The organism is Pseudomonas sp. FA-1, assembly GCF_056856075.1.
The window spans coordinates 145,854-167,625 of the sequence record NZ_JBWXTH010000007.1; the positions used below are offsets into that span (position 1 = coordinate 145,854).

The following is a 21,772-nucleotide window of genomic DNA, read 5'->3' on the forward strand; positions in this document are numbered from 1 at the left end:
TAAGGCGTCCCAATGTCTTCAGCCGCCAGTCAATCCCGTTCACGCCCTCGTGGCGCGGCAGTTCAGGAAACCTCGACCATGGCGCGACCCCAGCTGGCGATAGCCGCCTTGCTGATGTTCCTTTCCGGCGCCGCGGCCCTGGTCTACCAGGTGCTGTGGGTCAAACAACTTTCCCTGGTGGTGGGAGTGGAGGTGTACGCCGTCACGACCGCCATCAGTGCCTTTTTCGCGGGCCTTGCGCTGGGCGGCCTGGCGTTCGGCCGCTGGGCCGATCGCCTGCGTCGCCCCGTATTGCTCTATGCCGGGCTGGAAGTGCTGGTGGCGATCCTCGGGGTAGCCGCCACCTCGGCGCTCGGCGCCGCGGCAGGCCCCTTTGCCCGGCTGGAGGACAGCCTCGGGCCGCTGGCCTGGGGGCTGCCGTTGCTGTTGGTGGGCCTGCCGGCTTTCTTCATGGGCGGCACCTTGCCTGTGCTGGTACGTGCCCTGGCCCCGGTGCAGGGGCAGGTGGGGCGTGCCGGCGGCGGGCTGTATGCGGCCAACACCGCTGGTGCCATCGCTGGCACCCTGGCTGCCGCATTCATGCTGCTGCCATCGCTTGGCGTGCTGGCCAGTGCCTGCGCCGCCGCGCTGCTCAATGTGCTAGCCGCCGGGGCGGCATTGCCGCTGGCCCGCACTACCGCCGAACCGTTGCAAGGCACTGCCGTCAGCCCGGTCTCGCGCAGCCCGTCGGCCCGCCTGGCCATCGCCCTGTATTGTCTGGCCGGTGGCGTGGCGCTGGGCTATGAGGTGGTCTGGACGCAATCGATCGTACAGTTCATGAGCACCCGGGCGTTCGCCTTCGCCGTGGTGCTGGCCACCTACCTCTGCGGCCTGGTGCTGGGCAGTGCGCTCCATGCCCGGCATGCCGACCGTATCCGTGACCCTTGGGGGGCGTTCGGCCTGCTGATCGCCTCGGCCGGGCTGCTGGCGATCCTCCAGGTGGCCGGGCTGGGCCAATGGTTGGTTGGCGCGCAGAGCCAGGCCGAGCGCTGGGTGCTGGCCCTGGGCGGCAGTGAACTGGCCGGGATGTCGGCGCGTTTCGCGGTTGCCGGGCTGAGCGTGGTGTTCCTGCCGACCATCCTGCTGGGCGCGGCGTTCCCCCTGGCCCTGCGCCTGGCGGTGGACAGCGCCCATGTGGGGCGTGACGTCGGCGCGGTGGTCGCGCTCAATACCCTGGGCGGGATCCTGGGCGTGATGCTCACAGGGTTCGTGCTGGTCCCCGAACTGGGGCTGGTGCGCAGCCTGGCCGTGCTCGCTGTGCTTGCGGCGGCCATCGGCGCCCTGGCTGCCTGGCGCGGTGTCCAGGTGAGCCGGCGCCTGCGCGTGGGTGTCGCGCTCGCCGGTGGCGCCACCCTGGCCTGCGGGCTGCTGGTCTCGCCCGAGCACCTGGCGCAGTTGATGCCGGCGACTCGCAGTGGGCAGTTGAGCTTCTACGAGGAAGGCCGGGGCGGCACCGTGGCCGTGGTGGAGCAGGGGGCAGGGCAAAAGCGGTTCAGCCGCCTGTACATCCAGGGGGTATCCAATACCGGCGATGCCATGCCGTCGCTGCGCTACATGCGCCTGCAGGCGCTGCTGCCGCTGCTGGTGCACCGGGGCGAGCCACGCTCGGCGCTGGTGATCGGCTTCGGCACCGGCATCACTGCCGGTGCCATGCTCCGATATCATGGCCTGCAGCACCCGGTGGTGGCCGAGCTGTTGCCGGAAGTGCTGCGGGCCGCGCCGCATTTTCGTGGTACCTTCGACGCGATCGCCGATCCGCGCCTGGACATCCGCCTGCGCGACGGTCGTCGCGAGCTGCTGCGCAGCGCCACCCGCTACGACATGATCACCCTGGAGCCGCCGCCTCCCTCGGCCGCCGGCGTGGTCAATCTCTACTCCCGCGACTTCTATGCCCTGGCCGCCAGCCGCCTTGACGAGCATGGTCTGGTGGCCCAGTGGCTGCCGTTGCCGACACAGAACGACGAGGACAGCCGCTCGCTGGTGCGCAGCTTCATCGATGTATTCCCCCACGCCGCGTTGTGGACCACCGAGTTCCACGAAATGCTGATGATCGGTTCGTTGCAGCCGCTGGAGCTGGATGCCGTGCGGATCCAGGAACGCTTCGCGCAGCCGGAGGTGGCCGCGGCACTGGCCGAGGTGGGTGTCGACTCCCCTGCGGCCCTGCTGGCGACCTGGATCACCGATCGCCAGGGCCTGGAGCGCTATGCCGGCGATGCGCGCCCGGTGACGGACGACCAGCCGCGCATCGAATACGCACCGTGGGTGCGCAGCCGCGAGATCACCCGGGTGTTGCCGGTGCTGCTGGCACTGCGCCGCGAGCCGCCTTTACTGAACGCCAGCCCGGCCTTCCTGGGCGAGGTCGATGACCAGTGGCGCAGCCTGCGCCGGTTCTATGGCGTGAGCCTGCTGGCCTACCGCGGCGACCGCCAGGGCTGGGCCCGGGAGGTGAGGGCGGTGATGCGGGAGGATGGCGATAATCCGTACTACCGCTGGTTCCTGCCCAGCCAGCCATAACGCCGCATGCCATACGGGCAATCCTTGGCTAGCCTTGCAAGCGAGCACTACGAGCGATGGAGAGGACGGTGGAGCAGGACGTGATCATCTGTGAGTACTGCGACGCGGTGTACCAGCGCAATGCACTGGGCAAGCACCAACGGGCAGTGTGCCTGCGCTGCGCCGGCGTGCTCGACCGGCACACCGCCCTGAGCGTGCAGCAACGCCTGGCCCTGGGGGTGACTGGCGCGATCCTGCTGGCCTTCGCCAACCTCTACCCGGTGATGACCATCAGCATGCAAGGCCTGAGCAACAGCGCCACGCTGTGGGACTCGGTGCTGATCCTCAGCCATGGCACCATCACCTTCATCGCCCTGGTGGTGGCGCTGGCGGTGATCCTCGCCCCGACGCTGCAAGTCGGTTTGTTGATCTGGGTGCTCGTCTTTGCCGTGGCGGGCAGGCGTGCGCCGGCATTCGCCTTGTGCATGCGCGGCCTGGAGGCATTGCGACCTTGGAGCATGCTGGAAGTGTGCCTGTTGGGGGCCCTGGTGGCGGTGATCAAGCTGGCTGGCCTGCTAGACGTGATCCCGGGCATCGGCCTGCTGGCGATGGCGGCGCTCAGCGTGTTGCTGATCGCTATCGCCGGCCGCGACATCCGTGACCTGTGGAAGCTGGTATGAGCCTGCCGCCGCGGGCATCCGAGCTGGGCCTGTGCCTGTGCCATGGCTGCGGTCATGCCTGCGACCTCGGCCTGCGCCTGCACCATTGCGAGCGCTGCGGCGCGCCGTTGCATGCGCGCAAGAGCCAGGCCGTCGCCCGGGCCTGGGCCTACCTGCTGACAGCCCTGGTGTTCTACGTGCCGGCCAACCTGTTGCCGGTGATGCATACCGAGATGCTGGGGCAGGGCAGCGACAGCACCATCGGCGGTGGCGTGCTGGAGTTCTGGGAAAGCGGGGCTTGGGACATTGCCCTGATCATCTTCATCGCCAGCATCGGCGTACCGGCGATCAAGTTCATCGCCATGCTGATGCTGCTGGTCACCGTGCAGCGCCACAGCGCCTGGGCGTGTCGGCAGCGTACCAAGCTCTATCGTTTCGTGGAGCTGATCGGCTACTGGTCGATGCTCGATGTGCTGGTGGTGTCGTTGGTCGCGGCACTGGTGCAGATGCGCGAACTGGGCACCATCGAGCCGCGTGCCGGCATCCTGTTCTTCGGCTTGGTGGTGGTATTCACCATGCTTTCGGCCATGAGTTTCGACCCGCGACTGATCTGGGACAATGCTTCACACACGGAGGACTCCTGATGGAGCAAGGCAGCGAACGGCAGCCCACGGCGGGGCCGGCAGATATCCATACCCGGCGCTGGAATGTCTCGTTGGTATGGATCGTGCCGATCATCGCGCTGTTGATCGGCGCGTCCCTGGTCGTGCGCAGCTGGATGCAGGAGGGGCCGGTGATCACCCTGTCCTTCAAGACAGGCGAAGGCCTGGTGGCACACAAGACGCCGGTCAAGTACCGCAGCGTGGTGATCGGCGAAGTGACCTCGGTCGAGCTGGCCGAGGACAAGAAGAGCGTGGTCGCCAAGGTGCAGTTGTCCAAGGAGGCCGAGTCGTTCGCCACCGAGGGCGCGCAGTTCTGGGTGGTCAGGCCGCGCATCGGTGCCGGCGGCGTCACGGGGGTCGATACCTTGTTGTCGGGCAACTTCATCGGCGCCGACGCTGGCCAGTCGACCAAGCCGGCCAAGGTGTTCACCGGGCTCGAGTCGCCGCCACCGATCACCTACGGCGAGAAGGGCAAGCGCTTCACCCTCCATGCCAAGGACCTGGGGTCGCTCGATATCGGCTCGTCGATCTATTACCGCAAGATCCCGGTGGGGCAGGTGATCTCCTACGCCTTGCAGCCGGACGGCAAAGGGGTGGACATCGGCATCTTCATCCAGGCCCCCAACGATGCCTTCGTCACCCGCAATACGCGATTCTGGAATGCCAGCGGCATCGATGTGGACCTGGGCGCCAATGGCCTCAAGGTCAACACCGAGTCCTTGTCGTCGATTCTGGTCGGTGGCCTGGTGTTCGGTGAGCCAGAGTCGGCCGGCCAGGCCGAGCCGGCCCAGGATCAGCAGGCGTTCGAGCTGTATGCCGACCGCGATACCGCGCTGGCCCCGCCGACCGGCAAGCAGCAGTTTCTACGTTTGCGTTTCGACCAGTCCATGCGTGGCCTGGCGGTGGGCGCCCCGGTGGAGTTCATGGGCGTGGAGTTCGGCAGGGTCACGGCGGTGGAGCTGGACTACGACGAGCAGAAGCAGAGCTTCCCGGTGATGGTCGATGCAGTGGTCTACCCGCAGCGGCTGGGGGCGGTCTACCAGAAAATGTTCAAAGGGCTCAAGCGCCCACCGGGCGACGAGGAGGCGGGCAATCACCTGATCGGCAGCTTCGTCGAGCATGGCCTGCGGGCACAGGCGCGTACGGGCAACCTGCTGACCGGGCAGCTGTATGTGTCCCTGGACTTCTATGCCGACGCGCCCAAGGTCACGTTCGATGCCTCGCAACGCCCGCTGCGGATCCCCACCGTGCCCGGCAGCCTGGACAAGCTGCAGGAGCAGTTGCAGCGGGTGATCGCACGCCTGGGCGAGCTGCCGATCGAGAGCATCGCCGGCAACCTGGATGCCAGCCTACGGGAGCTGCAGGCCAGCCTCAAGCAGTTCAACAGCCAGACCCTGCCAGGCATCAACCGTACCCTGGAAGAGGTGCGCAGCACGCTCAAGAGTGCGGACTCGGCATTCGCGCAAGGGTCGCCACAACGCGAAAAGATGAGCGACACCCTCAACGAACTGGAACGCATGTCACGTTCGCTGCGCGACTTGTCCGACTACCTCGGCCGGCATCCCGAGTCGCTGATCCGCGGACGCCCCAAAGCCATCGACGCCACCCGACTGCGGAACTGAACCAAGGAGTGACCTGACATGCGCAAGATGCCAAAGCTGTTGTGGACCTTGATGGCCATCGCACTGCAGGGGTGCAGCAGCGCGCCGATCAACTACCACACCCTGGTGCCTGCCCAGCCGGCGGCACGCCCGGCTGGGGTGAACATCGAGATCGAGAAGGTGCTGATGCCTCCGCAGGTCGATCGCGCCCAGATGGTGGTGCGCCAGGGCGACAGCGGGTTGGCGATCCTGGAGACCGAATGGTGGGGCGCCAACCTCGTCGACGAGTTCCGCAACGCTCTGGAGGACCAGTTGGGCGCGCCGACCGGCGCCTCACCTCGAACAGCGTTGCGCGTGGAGGTGCAGCGCTTCGATTCGGTGCCCGGGCGCTATGCCCTGCTGGACGCGACCTGGCGACTGAGGCCTGCGGGTACGGACACCGGGCTGACCTGTCACAGCACGCTGCAGGCACCGGCCGATGCCACGATCAGTGGCCTGGTCGCGGCCCACCAGGCCAACCTGAGGCAGCTGGCTGCGACGATCGCGCAAACGAGCCGGGCAGGTACGACACACTGCCCGGCGTCGGCTCGCTAGCGGCAGGCGCTTGCAGGTACTGGGCAGGAGCCACCGATGACGCTACGCAAAAGATTGTTCTGGCTGTTCGGGCCTCCGCTGGCCGTGGCGCTGCTGGTGGTCTACCTGCTGGCCCATGGCTTGATCCTGAACCGCCTGGACCGTGAGGACGACACCCTGCTGGTGGCCGAGGCGGAACAGGTGCGGGCGTTGTTGGACAATCTGTTCGAGCGCGACCGTGATCGGCTGCAGAACTTCGTCTCCTCGCTGGCGCCTGCCGCGACGGATATCCTGCCGGTGACGCCCCGGCTGTTGAGCCGCATGAACTTCGACTTCCTGGTCCACCTCGATGGGCAGGGCAAGGTGAGCGCGGCCCAGTGGCAGGCCCTGGAACCCTCTGCCATCGCGACCTTGGAAGGCGTGCCGCAGCCTGGCGTGCAAGCTCTGCACGACGACGTGCTGCGGTTGGTCCAGCACTTGGAGCGGGCGGGCAACACCCGGCACTACAGGGGCCAGCTGGTGGCCGTGCAGGGCGCGGCGATGATCCTGGTGGCGGTGGACATCGGCCAGTTGCAGCCCGGCGCGAGGGGTACCCTGTTCGCCGGGCATTTCCTGAGCAGCACGCGCACCCTGGACCTGGAGCGCAAGCTCAACGGCAAGCTGCGCTTGCGCCCGCCTCCGGCGAGCCCTGCGCAAAGCGCGTTGTTCGAAGGCCAGGAACAGATCACCATCAGCCCCCGCCAGGTCGTGGACGATAATCGCCAGCGCATCTTCCTGCAGTTCAGCGACAGCCTGGACGAGCCGCAACTGATGCTCGAGCTGCCTCGCGAGCGGCATCTGTATGTGGAGGGGCGCCAGCAGATCGACCTGTTCCTCGGGGTGATCACCCTGGTTGTGGTGCTGGCCTGGTTGCTGGTCTACCTGGGGCTGGATGTGGTCCTGCTGCGGCGGGTCTCGAGGATGCACCAGGAGTTCCTGGCCATCGGACCAGAGTCGGCCGGCCGGCGCCTGAGCGACCGGGGGGCGGACGAGCTGGGGGCGCTTGGCCGTGAAGCCAACCGCATGCTCGACCGCCTGGAGCAGAGCGAAGCGCGGGACCGGGCGATTCTGCAGGCCATGCAGGAAGGCTATTTCGAGCTGGACCGCGCCGGGCTGCTGCTGACCGTCAACCCGGCATTCTCCAGGCGCCTGGGCTTGCCGGGCGAATCACTGGTCGGCCGCCCGGCCAGCGACTGGCTGGAGGGCTGCGATGAAACCCGGTTGCGCGAAGTGTTCGGTGCCCACCGGGCCCAGGGCGCGCCGGTGCTGGCGGGGCGCATGCACCGCGCCGATGGCAGCCTGGGGCACTACGAGACGCACCTGTCGCAGATCATCGACGCCCAGGACCAGCTGCGTGGCTACCGGGGCATCCTGCATGACATCAGCGACCACGTCGAATACCAGAACCAGCTGTTCGACATGGCGTACCGGGACGCCTTGACGGGGCTGGGCAACCGCAAGGCCTTCTACGAACACCTCAAGCGCTGCGTGGCTGCGAGCACAGGGCCGCTGGCACTGCTGTTCATCGACCTGGACCGCTTCAAGCAGGTGAACGATACGTTCGGCCATGACATTGGCGACAGCCTGCTGGTTCAGATGGCCAACCGCCTGCGCGAGGGCGTGCGCAAGCCTGATCGCGCCTACCGCCTGGGCGGGGACGAGTTCACTTTGATCCTGCCCGGTACCCACGCCGACGAAGCCCAGCGCCTGGCCATTCGCCTGTTGAGGGCACTGGGCGAGCCGGTGCAGGTGGGGCAGCAAACCATCGACTTCGTCACCCCCAGCATCGGTATCGCGCTGTACCCTCAGCATGCGGGCGACCTCGACGGCCTGGTCAAGGCTGCCGACCAGGCGATGTACGAGGCCAAGCAGCAACGCAACCAGGTATGCCTGTTCAGTGCGCAAGACACGCCGATCGATGGGCGGTGAACGCGATAATGAGGGCCCCGTAGGTCGCCAGAAACCCGTTGGAGACGGCATAGCACAGGGTGTTCTGGAGCCTAGGGTGGCGAAGCATGCCCAGGGATGGAAGGCTGGGGAATCGTCTGCCCGTTGGCAATGGCACTGGCCTCGAGCTTCGCACGCTCCGCTTCCAGAAAAACATACGTGGCCTGCAGGGTGGCTATCTTCGTTTGAATGTCAGCCATCTTGCTGGCGACCAGGGCCGCGCCTTGCGCGCAATTGATCGTGTTACCCCGCTTGGCCGTGAGGATCTCGCCAATTTCGGCGAGTGAAAACCCCGCGCCCTGGGCACGCTGGATGAACACCAGGTCGACAACGGTCTGCTCGCTGTAGTTGCGGTAGTTGTTGGCCTGCCGATGGGCCACGATCAGCCCGAGCTGCTCGTAGTAGCGCAATGCGTGGCGGCCGAGACCACTGCGGCGCTCCAGCTCTCCAATGTTCACGGAAAAAACGCCTTGACTGTAGAGTAGGCTCTATACCTTAGCCTGCGCCCATCATCCAGACAAGGAATCGAGCATGAGCGTGGAATGCTTCGTCACAGGCGGCAGTGGGTTCGTGGGGCAACATCTGCTGGCCCGTCTTACTGCGACAGGGCACAAGGCCTGGGTGCTGATGCGCAACCCTGGGAATATCGAGCGCCTCAGGGAGCAGGTAGGCCGATTGGGCGGCAACCCTGCGCATCTTCAGGCCGTTGAGGGCGATATCGGCAGGGAAGGGTTGGGGCTCAGCGAGGCGGACAAGCAGCGCGTGTCTTCCGCCGCTGTGACCTTCCATCTCGCGGCGGAGTTCTCCTGGGGCCTGTCCCTGGAGCGCGCCCGCGCAATCAATGTGCAAGGGGCGTTGAGGGTCGCCAGGCTTGCGGCGAGCCAGCGCATGCGATTGCTGATGGTCGGCGGCTTCATGCTGCAGAATCTGCCTTACCTTGCCCGCATCGGAATCGATAGCGAGCACCCTGAAAACACCGATTGGCCTGCAGTCTACGGCCGTGTGGGTGGCTACGAAGGCAGCAAGTTCGAGTCCCATTTCGAGGTTATCCGTTATATGCAGGCCGCAGGTGCGGATTACACGATCGTGCACCCCGCCACGGTATGCGGCCACAGCGAGAGTGGGCACATCGTGGAAGGGCAACCGCTGGCCGAACTCATCCGGAACCTGGCACAAGGCCGGTTCAAGGCGGTTCCCGGTTCCGCCAGGCACTGGTTGCCATTGGTCAGCGTCGATTACCTGGTGGCGATGATCACCTGCGTGGCGTTCGACCCTTCGATGGCCAACCGGCAGGTCCTGGCGCTCCATGAGCACACGCCGAGCCTGAAGGAGATGCTCGAGCAGATGGCAGGCACGCTAGGGGTCAAGGCGCCTCGGCGCCATGTGGCGATGGGGGTACTCAGGTGGCTGTTGGCGATTCCCGGGCTGGCGGCGCGATTGGCAGTCAATGCCGAGTCGTTGAACTTTATCCAGACGCAGCGCTTCGACATGCGTCATAGCGAGCAACTGGAACGAAAATATCGGTTGGCACACCCCGATATGGCCCGAGCGTTGGAAAAGACGGTGCGCTACGTCATGGGCACTTGATCCATCGAGGCAACCCAGGTGATCTTCGATGATTCCCTGAGGGCAGATCGGCCCCTATCGCTGAAAGAGACTTGTATGGAGCTACGTCAACTTCGCTATTTCCTGAGTGTATTGGAGCACGGCAGCCTTGGCAGGGCTGCGCTCGAGCTTGGGGTCGGCGCCTCTGCATTGAGCCAGCAACTGTCGAAGCTGGAGAGCGAAGTGAGCACTCGGTTGCTGACCCGTTCCAGCACCGGCGTATCGCCGACGGCGGCGGGCCTGGCTTTCGAGTACCACGCGCGCCTGGCTCTTCGCCAGGCGGAGCATGCGGTCCTGGCGGCGCAAAGCGGTCGCATGAGCGGGTATGCCAGCGTTGGGCTGGCGCCTACCACCGCATCGATCCTTGGCCTGGCGTTGATCGACAGGATGCGTGAACGCTACCCCGACATCCGTCTGCACCTGGTGGAAATGCTGTCGGGTTACCTGATGAACCAACTCAACGCCAGGCACCTTGACCTGGCGGTGCTGTTCCAGGCGGAGACGGGGCCTAGGCTAGAGGTTCGCCCGCTTCTGAATGAGCGGTTGTTCGTGCTGGTTCCGGCCCCGCTGGTCCAGGGCGATTGGGGCGAGGCCCTTACCCTGGGGCAGATCGCGACGTTGCCGCTGGTGATGCCCAGCACGCAGCACGGTTTGCGCTCGACGTTGCGCTCGATCTTCGAGCGGGCGGGGCTGGAGGCCCGCATCGTGATGGAGGTCGATGGCTTGTCGCTGTTGATGGATTGCGTCTGTGCAGGCCATGCCGCCACCATCCAGCCCGGTGCGACGGTGGCCAGGGCGCACCAGGCGGGCTTGCGCGTGTTTGCCATCGATCAGGCCCAGGCGCAGCGTCGCAATGTGATCGTCAGCCTGACCGAGGACGAACTTTCGCCGGCAGCGTTGGCGACCCGGATCGTGCTGCAGGATGTCGCTCGCGACCTGGTGGAGCAAGGCCGATGGCCGGGAGCCCGGTTGCTTTGAAGCTGGCCTGTGGTATCTCCAGGGTCGCGCTTTAGAAAAACTGAATGCCTCCCCCCGGCAATCGCGTTTCGCCCCCTTTGCCCGCTCATTAGAGTCCGTGGTCACGAGGAGCACCCGAACATTCGACTCCTCATGACCTGGAGGCGAAATGATCGATGTGCTAGTCATCGGAGGGGGCAATGCCGCTCTCTGTGCCGCGCTGATGGCGCGGGAGGCTGGGGCCAGCGTGATGCTGCTCGAAGCGGCCCCTCGCGCTTGGCGAGGCGGAAACTCCCAACACACCCGCAACCTGCGCTGCATGCATGACGCGCCGCAGGACGTGCTGGTCGGGTCCTACCCGGAAGAAGAGTTCTGGCAGGACCTGCTCAAGGTCACCGGTGGCCAGACCGACGAAACGCTTGCACGCCTGGTGATACGGGCGTCCTCGACCTGTCGCGGGTGGATGCGCCGCCATGGCGTGCACTTCCAGCCATCGTTGTCCGGCGCGCTGCACACTGCACGGACCAATGCCTTCTTCATGGGCGGTGGCAAGGCACTGGTCAATGCCTACTTTCGCAGCGCCGAGAACCTGGGTGTACAGGTACGCTACGACACCCCGGTTGCCGATATCGAATTGCAGAACGGACGTTTCGTTGCCGCACAGGTGCCGGCGCGGGAGGTTCGTGGGCAGCCATTGCCCGCCGAACGTATCGAGGCGCGCAGCTGCGTGCTCGCTGCCGGTGGTTTCGAGTCCAACCGCCAGTGGCTGCGCGAGGCCTGGGGGCAGAACGCGCAAGGGGAGTGGCCTTCGGACAATTTCCTGATCCGTGGTACGCGGTTCAACGACGGAGTCCTGTTGCGCCGCATGATCGAACTGGGCGCCGACACGATCGGCGACCCGACCCAGGCGCACATGGTGGCGATCGACGCCCGTGCGCCCTTGTACGACGGCGGCATCTGCACGCGCATCGATTGTGTGTCGCTGGGCGTGGTGGTCAACCGCGACGGGCAGCGCTTCTACGACGAAGGCGAGGATTTCTGGCCCAAGCGCTACGCCATCTGGGGGCGTCTTGTGGCCCATCAGCCTGGGCAGGTGGGGTTTTCGATCATCGACCAGAAAGCCCTCGGTCGCTTCATGCCCCCGGTCTTCCCTGGCGCCACCGCCGACTCCCTGGAAGCGCTGGCCGGCCTGCTCGGTCTGCCCGTGCAGGCCTTCGTCGAGACCGTGCGTGCCTACAACCGGGCCTGCCAGGTCGGCACCTTCGACCACACCCGGCTGGACGACTGCCATACCGTGGGCCTGGAGCCTGTGAAAAGCCATTGGGCGCAGCCGATCGATACGCCGCCTTACTACGGCTACCCACTGCGCCCTGGCGTGACCTTCACCTACCTGGGGCTGCGTACCGATGAAACCGCCGCTGTGCATTTCGGTGGCCGGCCCAGCCCGAACCTGTTCGTCGCCGGCGAGATGATGGCGGGCAATGTACTGGGCAAGGGCTACACCGCAGGTGTCGGCATGTCCATCGGCACCGCCTTCGGCCGCATCGCCGGCACCCGCGCTGCAGCGGCTGCAGGGCACGCATATCCAAAAGAAGAGAATCGCCATGACCGCGCAACTGCCTGACCCTCGCCAGCCTGCTCCTGCCCAGCCGGCCCTCGATCTGATTCCGGTGCTGAACCTGGAGGAGCAGGAAGTGGACCGGCAAATGCGCATCTGCAATGCCTGCCGTTATTGCGAGGGCTTCTGCGCCGTGTTCCCGGCGATGACCCGCAGGCTGCAGTTCGGCAAAGCCGATATCCATTACCTGGCCAACCTGTGCCACAACTGCGGCGCCTGCCTGCATGCCTGCCAGTATGCCCAACCTCACGCGTTCGCCGTCAACGTACCCCAGGCGATGGCCAAGGTGCGTGGGCAGACCTACGCCGAGTATGCCTGGCCGAGCCCGTTCGGGCGCTTGTATCGGCGCAACGGCGTCTATGTCGCCAGTGCGCTGGCAGTGGCCTTGTCGCTGTTCCTGCTGCTGGCATTGCTGGTCAACGGCACGCTGCTGCCTGGGCGGTTGGCAGGGAATTTCTATGCGGTCTTCCCGCACAATACCCTGGCGCTGATGTTCGGCAGCGTCTTCGCCGTAGCAGCGCTGGCGCTGAGCGTGGCAGTGCGTCGCTTCTGGCGCTCGGTGTCGCCCGCCAACATGCAGGCGCAACCGGCCAAGGGGGCGGTGTTCGAGGCGTCACATGCCGCTCTGACGCTCAAGTACCTGGACGGCGGGCATGGCCAAGGCTGCAACAACGCCGACGATCGCTACACCCTCTGGCGTCGACGCTTCCACCACTTCACCTTCTATGGCTTTCTGTTGTGCTTCGCCGCTACGGTGATCGCCACCGGGTATCACTACCTGCTGGGCCACCCGGCACCGTACCCGCTGCTGAGCGCACCGGTGCTGCTCGGAACCTTGGGCGGTGTTGGCCTGATCGTCGGGCCGGCCGGGCTGTTGCTGCTGAACCTGCGCAGGGCGCCGGAGCAGGGCGATGTTGCCCAGCGGCCCATGGACCGCGCGTTCATCCTGCTTCTGCTGTTGGTCAGTGCCACGGGCCTTGCGCTGCTGGGCCTGCGCGATACCGCCGCGATGGCGATCCTGCTGGCGATACACCTGGGCACGGTCATGGCGCTGTTCATCACGCTGCCCTACGGCAAGTTCGCCCATGGCCTGTTCCGCAGCGCGGCACTGTTCAAGTTCGCGATCGAGAAGCGCCGGCCCAACGACCTGGGTCTGGGAGGGGAGTGAGCTATGAATGCAGCTGGTTTCTCCCCTGTACCGTCCTGCGCGTTTCGTTCACCGGTTGGGCCATTTGTCCAACAGGATCGACACGAACTTCTCTGCCGCCGGCGACAGCGATGCCCCGCGTCGGTAGACCAGCCCCAGGGTGCGGGTGACCTGGGGTTCGATCAGCGGCACGCTGACCAGCGTCGGGTGGTCGGCGCTGGGCATGGCCAGGCTGGGCATTGCCGATACGCCCAGCCCAGCCTCGACCATGCCCAGTGAGGTGGACAGGTGCTGGACCTCATAGAACCACTTGGGCCGCAGGTTGAGCCCGGCCAGGGCATGGTCCAGCAGCATCCGGTTACCGCTCAGGCGACCCACGCCGATCAGGCGGTAGTCGGCCAGCTCGGTCCAAGTGACGGCCTCACGGTTCGCCAGCTTGTGGTCACGACGGCAGGCCAGGACGAAATGCTCCTGCACCAGCGAGACGAACTCGATGTCCGGGTGCTGGCCGCTCATCATGTTGATGCCGAAATCGGCCTCGCCCCGCAGCACGGCCTCGAGCCCGTCGTTGGCACTGAGGTCCAGAAGGCGGATGCGGATCTTGGGGTATTGCTCGTTGTAGTCACGTATCACCGACGGCAGGAAATAGAACGCTGCAGTCGGGATGCAGGCCAGGGTGACCTGGCCGGTCTGCCGTTCGGCGAGCTCGCGAATGCTCAGGATCGAGTCTTCGAAGTCATCCAGCAGGCGCCTGGCCTTGGGCAGGAAGTCACGGCCGACGCTGGTCAGGCTGACGCGACGGGTCGTGCGCTCGAGCAGCGACGTACCCAACCCTTCTTCGAGCTTCTTGATCCGCCGGCTCAAGGCTGGCTGGGATAGGTGCAGCGCTTCTGCGGCCTCATGAAAGCTACCAAGTTCGGCGATTTTCACGAAAGATCGTATGTCTTGCAGCTCATATTCCATCTCGAATCACTCTTTGACCCTGGTCGTCGATTGATTAATCAATCGCAATAATGCCTACGATATTTGCATTGGATTGATTTATCCATCCCTGTCAATCTTGTGTCTACAACATCAATGATCGTTATTGATCAACAAGAGTGCGAAATCATGCAACGAATTCCTTGCGTACTCATGCGCGGTGGCACCTCAAAAGGGCCTTTTTTCCACGCCTGGGATCTTCCTTCCAATGTGGTCGAACGCGACGAATTGCTGATCAACCTGATGGGGTCCGGGCATGAACTGGAAATCGACGGCATCGGCGGCGGTAGCCCGCAGACCAGCAAGGTGGCGATCATCAGCCCGTCGCTGCATGCCGACGCCGACGTCGACTACCTGTTCGTGCAGGTCATGGTCGCCCAACGCCGTGTCGATACCGCGCCCAACTGCGGCAACATGCTCTGCGCCGTAGGCCCCTTCGCTATCGAGCAAGGGTTGGTCAAGGCCCAGGATGGCAAGACCTTGGTACGCATCCGCAACCTCAACACCAACACCTTCGTCAACTCGCTGGTGGAAACACCCGGTGGCATCGTGCGCTACGAAGGCCGCACGGCGATCGACGGTGTTCCAGGCACCGCCGCCCCGGTGCACCTGACCTTCCTCGACGCGGTGGGCAGCAAGACCGGCAAGCTGTTCCCCACGGGCCGGGCCCAGGATGTAATCGATGGTGTGCCGGTGACCTGCATCGACATGGCCATGCCGATGATGATCGTCGAGGCCAGCCAGCTGGGTGTGACCGGTTCCGAGACCCCGGCACAGCTGGATGCCGACACGCGCTTGCTGAAGCGCCTGGAGGCCTTGCGCCTGAAGGCCGGCAAAGCCATGGGGCTGGGTGATGTCAGCGGCATGGTGATCCCCAAGCCGGTGCTGGTTTCTCCAGCTCGTCATGACGGCACGCTGCAGGTGCGCTACTTCATGCCTCACAATTGCCACCGCGCCTTGGCTATCACCGGTGCGATCGGCCTGGCAACGGCCTGCGTCAGCCCAGGCACGGTGATCATGGACATGCTGGGAGAACAAGCGCAGCACCTGGAGGAAGTCCGCCTGGAGCACCCGAGCGGTGGCATCGACGTGGCGCTTTCGCGCAGCGGTGCCGATGGCAAGACGCTCCAGGCCTCTGTGGTACGAACCGCCCGCCGGCTGTTTTCAGGCTTCGTCTACGCCCCGACCATGCGCAGGCGGGCGGGGTAGGCAGGGCCTGCAGCACACCGGCAACTCGCACATCCGCACAATTTCAACAATGGGTGATGCCTCATGAAACTCGCGAAGTCACTGTATTTCCAGATCCTCTGCGCCGTCCTGCTGGGCGTGGTGGTCGGTCACTTCTGGGCGCAACAGGCCGTTGCGCTCAAGCCGCTGGGTGACGCGTTCATCAAGCTGATCAAGATGATGATCGCCCCGGTCGTCTTCTGCACCATCGTGACCGGCATCGCCGGCATGACCGACAAGCGCACGCTGGGTCGGTTGATGAGCAAGACCTTGCTGTTGTTCCTGGGGTTGACGATCATCAGCCTGGTCATCGGCCTGGCAGCGGTGTACCTGTTCCGTCCGGGCGTTGGCATGAACATCGACCCGGCCACCCTCAGCACCGAGGGGCTCGGCCAGTACGCTGCCTCCGCGGCCAAGCTCAGCGTGGTCGACTTCTTCATGCACATCATCCCCGACACGTTCATCGGTGCGTTCAACAAGGGTGAAGTGTTGCCGGTGCTGTTCATTGCAGTGCTCAGCGGTTTTGCCCTGTCGTCGATGGGCGAGAAAGGCAAGCCGGTACTCGACGTACTCGAGTCTGCCTCGACCATGGTGTTCCGCATCTTCGGCTACCTGATGCGCTTTGCCCCGGTCGGTGCCTTTGGTGCGCTGGCCTTTACCGTCGGGCAGTACGGCGTGACCTCCCTCGGGGCATTGGCCAAGCTGGTGGGGACGCTGTACATCGCCTGCGCGTTCTTCGTACTGGTGGTGCTCGGCGGCATCTGCCGTGCCCATGGCTTCAGCCTGTGGAAGCTGCTGCGCTATTTCCGCGAGGAGTTTCTGGTGGTGCTCGGCACCTCGTCCACCGAGCCCGTGCTGCCGCGCATGCTGGAAAAACTGGAAAAGCTTGGCTGCAAGAAAGGTGTGGTCGGGCTGGTGCTGCCAACCGGCTATTCGTTCAACCTCGACGGTACCGCCATCTACCTGTCGTTGGCGGCGGTGTTCATTGCCCAGGCCTGCAACATCGACCTGAGCCTCGGCCAGACGGTGACGATGCTGGCGATCATGCTGCTGTCGTCCAAAGGCGCCGCGGGCGTGACCGGCAGTGGTTTCGTGGCGTTGGCCTCGACCTTGACAGTCATCCACGACATCCCGTTGGCGGGGCTTGCCTTGTTGATCGGCATCGATCGCTTCATGTCCGAGGCACGTGCCCTGACCAGCCTGGCCAGCAACGCCGTGGCCACCGTGGTCATTTCACTGTCGGAGAACGCCTGTGAACGGGAAACCTTGCTGCGCCGCCTGAACCGCACCCCGGCTGCACCGGCTGAGGCGGGCACTGTGCAGGCCGATTGGTCTGCCGAGCCTCGGCATCACAGCTGAGAGCCTCTTCCACCTCCCATCGTTGACTTAGAATCCCGCTCGACATCCCGGCGATGTCGAGTGGGGTAGGGGGCCGTCTGCCTTGCCGATGGCCGCAAAGAATAAAAACAAGAGAGAAGACCATGCTTGCACTCCTGGGCCTGATGATGGTGGTGACCTTCACCTACCTGATCATGAGTAAACGCCTGTCGCCGATCGTTGCGCTCACCGTGGTACCCATCGTCTTCGCGGTGATCGGTGGCTTTGCCCCCGAGCTGGGCAAGATGATGCTCGATGGCTTGAAGATGGTGGCGCCTTCGGCAGCCCTGTTGCTGTTCGCCATCCTGTTCTTCGGCCTGATGATCGATGCCGGGCTGTTCGACCCGCTGATCCGCAAGATCCTCAAGCGCGTCAATGGCGACCCGATCAAGATCGCCATCGGCACAGCGCTGCTGTCGCTGCTGGTGGCGCTCGACGGTGACGGTACCACCACCTACATGATCACCTGCGCGGCGATGTTGCCGCTGTACAAGCGCATTGGCATGAACCCGATGATCCTGGCCACGGTGTCGATGCTGTCGCTGAGCATCATGAGCGGCATGAGCCCCTGGGGCGGGCCGGCCACCCGGGCCATTGCCGCGCTCGGGCTGGACGCGACCGAGTACTTCATCCCGATGCTGCCCACCGTGATCGGCGGTGCGGCGTGGGTGGTGTTCACCGCCTACCTGCTGGGCCGCGCCGAGCGTCGGCGCATCGGCAACATCGCCCTGGAGTCCGGTGGCGGCAATTGCTACATCAAGGAAATCCTCGGCGACAACCCGCACAAGCGCCCACGGCTGGCGTACGTGAACCTGGTGCTGGTGATCGCCGTCATGACGGCCTTGGTGATGGGCGTGATGCATTCCGCGCTGCTGTTCATGATCGGTTTCGTCGCGGCACTGATGATCAACTACCCGCAGCTGGATCTGCAGAAGGAGCGCATCCTCGCCCACTCGGGCAACGCCATGACCGTGGTGCTGCTGGTGTTCGCCGCAGGCATCTTCGCCGGGATCTTCTCCGGCACCAAGATGGTCGATGCCCTGGCGCAGACCCTGGTCGACTGGATCCCCGAGGCATGGAGCCACTGGTTCCCGCTGGTGGTGGCGCTGACCAGCATGCCGCTGACCTTCGTGCTGTCCAACGATGCCTACTACTTCGGCGTGGTGCCGATCCTTGCCAACGCCGCCGCGGCCTATGGCATCGACCCGGTGGAAATCGCCCGCGCGTCGGTGCTGGGGCAGCCGGTGCACCTGATGAGCCCGTTGGTGGCCTCGACCTTGTTGCTGGTCGGCATGGTCGATCGCGATATCGGCGACTTCCAGAAGGCCACCGTCAAATGGGCGGTACTCACCTCGCTGGTGATCACGGCACTGGCGTTGCTCACGGGGGCGCTGTCCTTCTTCGTCTGAGTCGCATCGGGCGCAGCCGGCGCCCACTTCCACCCAATAACAACAACAGAGTACCGAACATGTCCCGAGCTGTTTTCCGTGGGGCCACTTGTGGCCTGCTCTGCGGCTGGCTGCCTGTGGCCGGCGCTGTCGGATTCATCGACGACAGCAAGCTCAAGCTGCAGCTGCGCAATGTCTATTTCAACGAAAACTTTCGCGACGAGCAGGGCATGAGCGCCCGCGCTGCCGCGACTGCCAAGAGCGAGCGGGTGGAGTGGGCGCAGGGTTTTCTGCTCGACTACCAGTCAGGCTTCACCCAGGGGCCGCTGGGCCTGGGGCTCGATGCCCTGGGGCTGGTGGGGGTCCGGCTCGATTCGGGCCGAGGCCGCAGCGGTACCGGCCTGCTGCCGGTTCACGATGATGGCCGCGCCGCGGATGAGTTCGCCAGTGCCGGCGTGACGGCCAAGGCGCGCCTGGGGCAGACCGTGGTCAAGCATGGCACCTTGCTGCCCAAGACACCGGTGCTGGTCTACAACGATGCGCGGCTGCTGCCACAGACCTATCAAGGCACACAACTGACCAGCACCGATATCGAGGGCCTGACCCTGACCGCCGGCCACCTGGAGCGCTTCAAGCAGCGCGACTCCTCCGATAGCACCGGCCTCTACCTGGATGGCTACGGGGGCAGCGAGTCTGGCGATTTCAGCTTTGCCGGTGCCGACTACGCCGTCAGCAAGCAGCTGCGCCTGAGCTATTTCCATGGCCAGCTCGAACACTTCTACCGCCAGGACTATGCGGGCCTGGTACACGAACTGCCGTTGGCCGGCGGGGTGTTCACCACCGACCTGCGCTACTTCAAGAGCCGCGACAGCGGAGCCGCCTATGGCGGCCGGATCGACAACGACATGATCAGTGGCCAGGTGGCGTACAGCCACTCGGGGCACACCGTCGGAGCCGGTTACCAGGTGCTCGACGGCGAGGCGGGGCTGCCGTACATCAGTGGGGCGACGGTCTATTCGTTCAGTAACGTCGGCATCGGCAAGTTCATCGAGGAAGAAGAGAAGACCTGGATGGCGAGCTACGCCTACAACTTCGCCGCGGCCGGGATCCCTGGGCTCACCTTCATGACCCGCTACCTGAGCGGCGACAACGGCCGCTCTGCTGACGCTGGGCTCAGCGAATGGGAGCGTGACATGGAGCTTGCCTACGTTGTGCAATCCGGGCCGATGAAGGGCTTGGGTGTGAAACTGCGCAACTACGTCTACCGTTCTGATTTCTCCCGAGGACGTGACAGCAACCGGATCTACCTGACCTACGACATTGCTTTGTGGTAGATGCGCCGGCATGAGCAGGCGCACCTCGGTATGCCTGCTCGCGCTGTTTCTCCAGTTCCCTGTGAGACCATCGCATGGCTGTCGACGGAAGATGCTGAACCGCGCGATGGAGGCAGGGGCTCAAGCCCGCAAAAGGCTGCCGGCTTGAGCCCGGCGCAGGTCAGGTCAAGCCTTCGGCCTGCAGCGTCTTCTGTACGGCCGGGCGGTTGGCAACCCGTTTCTGGAACTGCATCACCGTTGGCCAGGGTGAGAGGTCAATCTTCAACATCGGTGCCCAGTTCACGATGGTGAACAGGTAGGCATCGGCCACGCTGAAGGTGTTGCCGGTCAGGTATTCCTTACCTTGCAAGGCCTGCTCCACGAAGCCCAGGCGTTTACCGAAGGTATCGATGGTTTTGCTCCTGGCCTCTGGGGTGATGCTCGGGTTGAACAAGGCGGCGAGGGTCTTGTGCACCTCGGTGCCGATGAAGTGCAACCATTCCTGTACCCGCGCGCGCTCCAGCGAGCCCGCAGGGGGCAGCAGGTTGGCCTGTGGTTTCTGGTCGGCCAAGTATTGGACGATGGCCGGGCCTTCAGTGAGGACTTCACCGTTGTCCAGTTGCAAGGCTGGAACATAGCCCTTGGGATTGATCGTGTAGTAGTCCGCGCCGTCGTCGGTCGTGTGGCGCTTGAGGTCGACTTTTTCGACGGAGTAGGGCAGGCCCAGTTCGTTGAGTACGATGTGTGGCGAGAGTGAACAGGCACCTGGCGAGTAAAAGAGCTTCATTTCCTTCTCCCATTGTGTGGGTCAGCCGTGGGACGGCTGGCGAGGTGAGGCACTGTGCAGCTCGCTGGTTATGATACCAAAGCGGGATTTCATGCAAGCTGGCTTTGGATCGGGAACGGCAGCTGTTGGTCATTGGGCAGGGTTGGGTGCAGAGTCCGTTTCGGGGCGACAAATAACGGTCATGGATGGTCGCTTTTGACCCAAAGCAGACGTTCAGCAGTGGGCAGCGGCCCACTCAACATCGGTAGGCCTTGGCAGTATTTCTTCGGCAGCAACTGACTTTGAGCTTTTTATCAAACAGCCCCCTGTTCTCAACAAGGTCGCGCATAGCGTTTGCGGTATTCCGCAGGGGTAACGCCCATATGACGGACGAAAGCTCGGCGTAATGTGTCTGCGTTAGCAAATCCACACATGGCAGCTACCTGCTTAGGCGCATCATTTCCAGCTTCCAGCCGTTCGCGAGCCGCATTCACCCTCGTCTGCTCCACCCAAGCTGCCGGCGTCATGCCCACATCATTTTGAAAGATCCGGGCGAAATGCCTTGGGCTTACGCCAATACGCTCTGCCAGATTCGCAACCCCATGATCCAGAGCCGGGTTAGCCGTGACATACCGCTGCAATGCCTGTAGAGCAGAGCGCCCTGTGGGTGAAGTAGATCCTTGACGGCTGAACTGCATCTGCCCACCGGTTCTCTTGAAGTACATGACCAGGTGGCCTGCTACGTCCTTCGCGATCTCATCGCCCAAGTCCTCCTGAACCAACGTCAGCGCAAGATCCAACCCAGCCGTTACACCCGCAGCTGTCCTCAAATTACCGTCATGGACCTGAATGGCATCCGCCTCCACGGTCACTCGTGGGTACTTTTCAGAGAGAGGCTGCGCCACAGCCCAGTGGGTAGTGACCCGGCGGCCATCAAGTAGCCCCGCAGCTGCTAGCGCAAATGCTCCAGTGCACACCGAACCGAAGCGCCTACTCAACGGAGCACGCTGGCGGAGCCAATCCAGAATCCCCGATCGAAGATACTGGTCGGCTGCTTGCGGAGTTCCGGCAACGAGCAGGGTATCAATTGCATCGATCTCTTCTCCGATCCAAGCATCCGGAATCAACCGGGTACCTGAAGAGCTCACTAACGGCCCAGGTTCACAAGCGAGTAGAAGTAACCGATAGGCTTCGTACCCGGCTTGTCGGTTGGCTTCAGCGAAGACGTCCAAAGGACCGCAAGCGTCCAGAAGTTGAACCCCTGGCATGCCCAGGATAGCGAGAGTTATTTGGGGGCGGGACATAACGGCTCCTAAACGGAGGGCAGAGCGCCCAGGTCTGATACCGGCTGAAAATGGCAGAATATGACGTAACAAGTCA

18 protein-coding genes are annotated in these 21,772 nt (G+C 64.3%); 14 read left to right on the forward strand and 4 right to left on the reverse strand.

What is annotated here, in order from left to right:
* Positions 1-78 precede the first annotated feature (78 nt).
* Genes AC1MHZ_RS14595 through AC1MHZ_RS14620 form a run of 6 tightly spaced genes read left to right on the forward strand, consistent with a single transcriptional unit; the run spans position 79 to position 7,995 of the window.
* Positions 79-2,553, forward strand: coding sequence for a spermidine synthase (locus tag AC1MHZ_RS14595; protein ID WP_482966546.1), 2,475 nt, complete (start codon positions 79-81; stop codon positions 2,551-2,553).
* 56 nt (positions 2,554-2,609) lie between these two features.
* Positions 2,610-3,212, forward strand: a complete 603-nt coding sequence (locus AC1MHZ_RS14600) for a paraquat-inducible protein A (protein WP_418889815.1) — start codon at positions 2,610-2,612, stop codon at positions 3,210-3,212.
* Positions 3,209-3,835: a paraquat-inducible protein A gene (locus tag AC1MHZ_RS14605; RefSeq protein WP_482966547.1), complete on the forward strand. Its 627-nt coding sequence runs from the start codon at positions 3,209-3,211 to the stop codon at positions 3,833-3,835. The genes AC1MHZ_RS14600 and AC1MHZ_RS14605 overlap by 4 nt, the downstream gene beginning before the upstream one ends.
* On the forward strand, positions 3,835-5,475 hold the full coding sequence (locus AC1MHZ_RS14610; RefSeq protein WP_084858885.1) for a PqiB family protein: 1,641 nt from the start codon (positions 3,835-3,837) through the stop codon (positions 5,473-5,475). Before AC1MHZ_RS14605 ends, AC1MHZ_RS14610 begins: the two co-directional genes overlap by 1 nt.
* Positions 5,476-5,493: 18 nt before the next feature.
* Positions 5,494-6,048, forward strand: a complete 555-nt coding sequence (locus AC1MHZ_RS14615; protein WP_084858884.1) for a PqiC family protein — start codon at positions 5,494-5,496, stop codon at positions 6,046-6,048.
* Between the two features lie 36 nt (positions 6,049-6,084).
* On the forward strand, positions 6,085-7,995 hold the full coding sequence (locus AC1MHZ_RS14620) for a diguanylate cyclase domain-containing protein (protein WP_482966548.1): 1,911 nt from the start codon (positions 6,085-6,087) through the stop codon (positions 7,993-7,995).
* Between the two features lie 71 nt (positions 7,996-8,066).
* On the opposite strand, the gene AC1MHZ_RS14625 is transcribed toward AC1MHZ_RS14620, so the two are convergent.
* Entirely contained in the window at positions 8,067-8,471 is a 405-nt protein-coding gene (locus tag AC1MHZ_RS14625) for a MerR family transcriptional regulator (RefSeq protein WP_324812510.1), read from the reverse strand.
* 73 nt (positions 8,472-8,544) lie between these two features.
* Between AC1MHZ_RS14625 and AC1MHZ_RS14630 the strand changes: the two genes are divergently transcribed.
* The 4 genes from AC1MHZ_RS14630 (at position 8,545) to tcuB (ending at position 13,361) form a co-directional block, all read left to right on the forward strand.
* Positions 8,545-9,600, forward strand: coding sequence for an SDR family oxidoreductase (locus tag AC1MHZ_RS14630; protein ID WP_084858881.1), 1,056 nt, complete (start codon positions 8,545-8,547; stop codon positions 9,598-9,600).
* 75 nt (positions 9,601-9,675) lie between these two features.
* Positions 9,676-10,596, forward strand: a complete 921-nt coding sequence (locus AC1MHZ_RS14635) for a LysR substrate-binding domain-containing protein (protein ID WP_084858880.1) — start codon at positions 9,676-9,678, stop codon at positions 10,594-10,596.
* A 148-nt stretch (positions 10,597-10,744) separates the two neighbouring features.
* Positions 10,745-12,199, forward strand: coding sequence for an FAD-dependent tricarballylate dehydrogenase TcuA (gene tcuA / locus AC1MHZ_RS14640; RefSeq protein WP_324812515.1), 1,455 nt, complete (start codon positions 10,745-10,747; stop codon positions 12,197-12,199).
* Positions 12,180-13,361 carry a tricarballylate utilization 4Fe-4S protein TcuB gene (gene tcuB, locus AC1MHZ_RS14645; protein WP_368829305.1) on the forward strand — a complete coding sequence of 394 codons (1,182 nt, stop codon included), beginning with the start codon at positions 12,180-12,182 and terminating at the stop codon, positions 13,359-13,361. Before tcuA ends, tcuB begins: the two co-directional genes overlap by 20 nt.
* A gap of 48 nt (positions 13,362-13,409) precedes the next feature.
* On the opposite strand, the gene AC1MHZ_RS14650 is transcribed toward tcuB, so the two are convergent.
* Entirely contained in the window at positions 13,410-14,303 is an 894-nt protein-coding gene (locus tag AC1MHZ_RS14650; protein WP_084858877.1) for a LysR family transcriptional regulator, read from the reverse strand.
* Between the two features lie 147 nt (positions 14,304-14,450).
* Between AC1MHZ_RS14650 and AC1MHZ_RS14655 the strand changes: the two genes are divergently transcribed.
* The 4 genes from AC1MHZ_RS14655 to AC1MHZ_RS14670 all read left to right on the forward strand — a co-directional run bounded on the left by AC1MHZ_RS14655 (position 14,451) and on the right by AC1MHZ_RS14670 (position 19,647).
* Positions 14,451-15,530 carry a 4-oxalomesaconate tautomerase gene (locus tag AC1MHZ_RS14655; protein WP_084858876.1) on the forward strand — a complete coding sequence of 360 codons (1,080 nt, stop codon included), beginning with the start codon at positions 14,451-14,453 and terminating at the stop codon, positions 15,528-15,530.
* A 63-nt stretch (positions 15,531-15,593) separates the two neighbouring features.
* Positions 15,594-16,907, forward strand: a complete 1,314-nt coding sequence (locus AC1MHZ_RS14660; protein WP_482966549.1) for a dicarboxylate/amino acid:cation symporter — start codon at positions 15,594-15,596, stop codon at positions 16,905-16,907.
* Between the two features lie 122 nt (positions 16,908-17,029).
* Complete coding sequence (locus tag AC1MHZ_RS14665; RefSeq protein WP_084858874.1) at positions 17,030-18,334, forward strand: CitMHS family transporter; 1,305 nt, start codon at positions 17,030-17,032, stop codon at positions 18,332-18,334.
* Between the two features lie 59 nt (positions 18,335-18,393).
* Entirely contained in the window at positions 18,394-19,647 is a 1,254-nt protein-coding gene (locus AC1MHZ_RS14670) for an OprD family porin (protein ID WP_324812529.1), read from the forward strand.
* A gap of 160 nt (positions 19,648-19,807) precedes the next feature.
* Here the strand turns inward: AC1MHZ_RS14670 and gstA are convergent, their stop codons facing one another.
* Together gstA and AC1MHZ_RS14680 are read right to left on the reverse strand one after the other, a co-directional pair.
* Entirely contained in the window at positions 19,808-20,413 is a 606-nt protein-coding gene (gene gstA / locus AC1MHZ_RS14675; RefSeq protein WP_482966550.1) for a glutathione transferase GstA, read from the reverse strand.
* Positions 20,414-20,724: 311 nt separating this feature from the next.
* Positions 20,725-21,696, reverse strand: a complete 972-nt coding sequence (locus tag AC1MHZ_RS14680) for a GlxA family transcriptional regulator (RefSeq protein ID WP_482966551.1) — start codon at positions 21,694-21,696, stop codon at positions 20,725-20,727.
* Between the last annotated feature and the right edge of the window lie 76 nt (positions 21,697-21,772).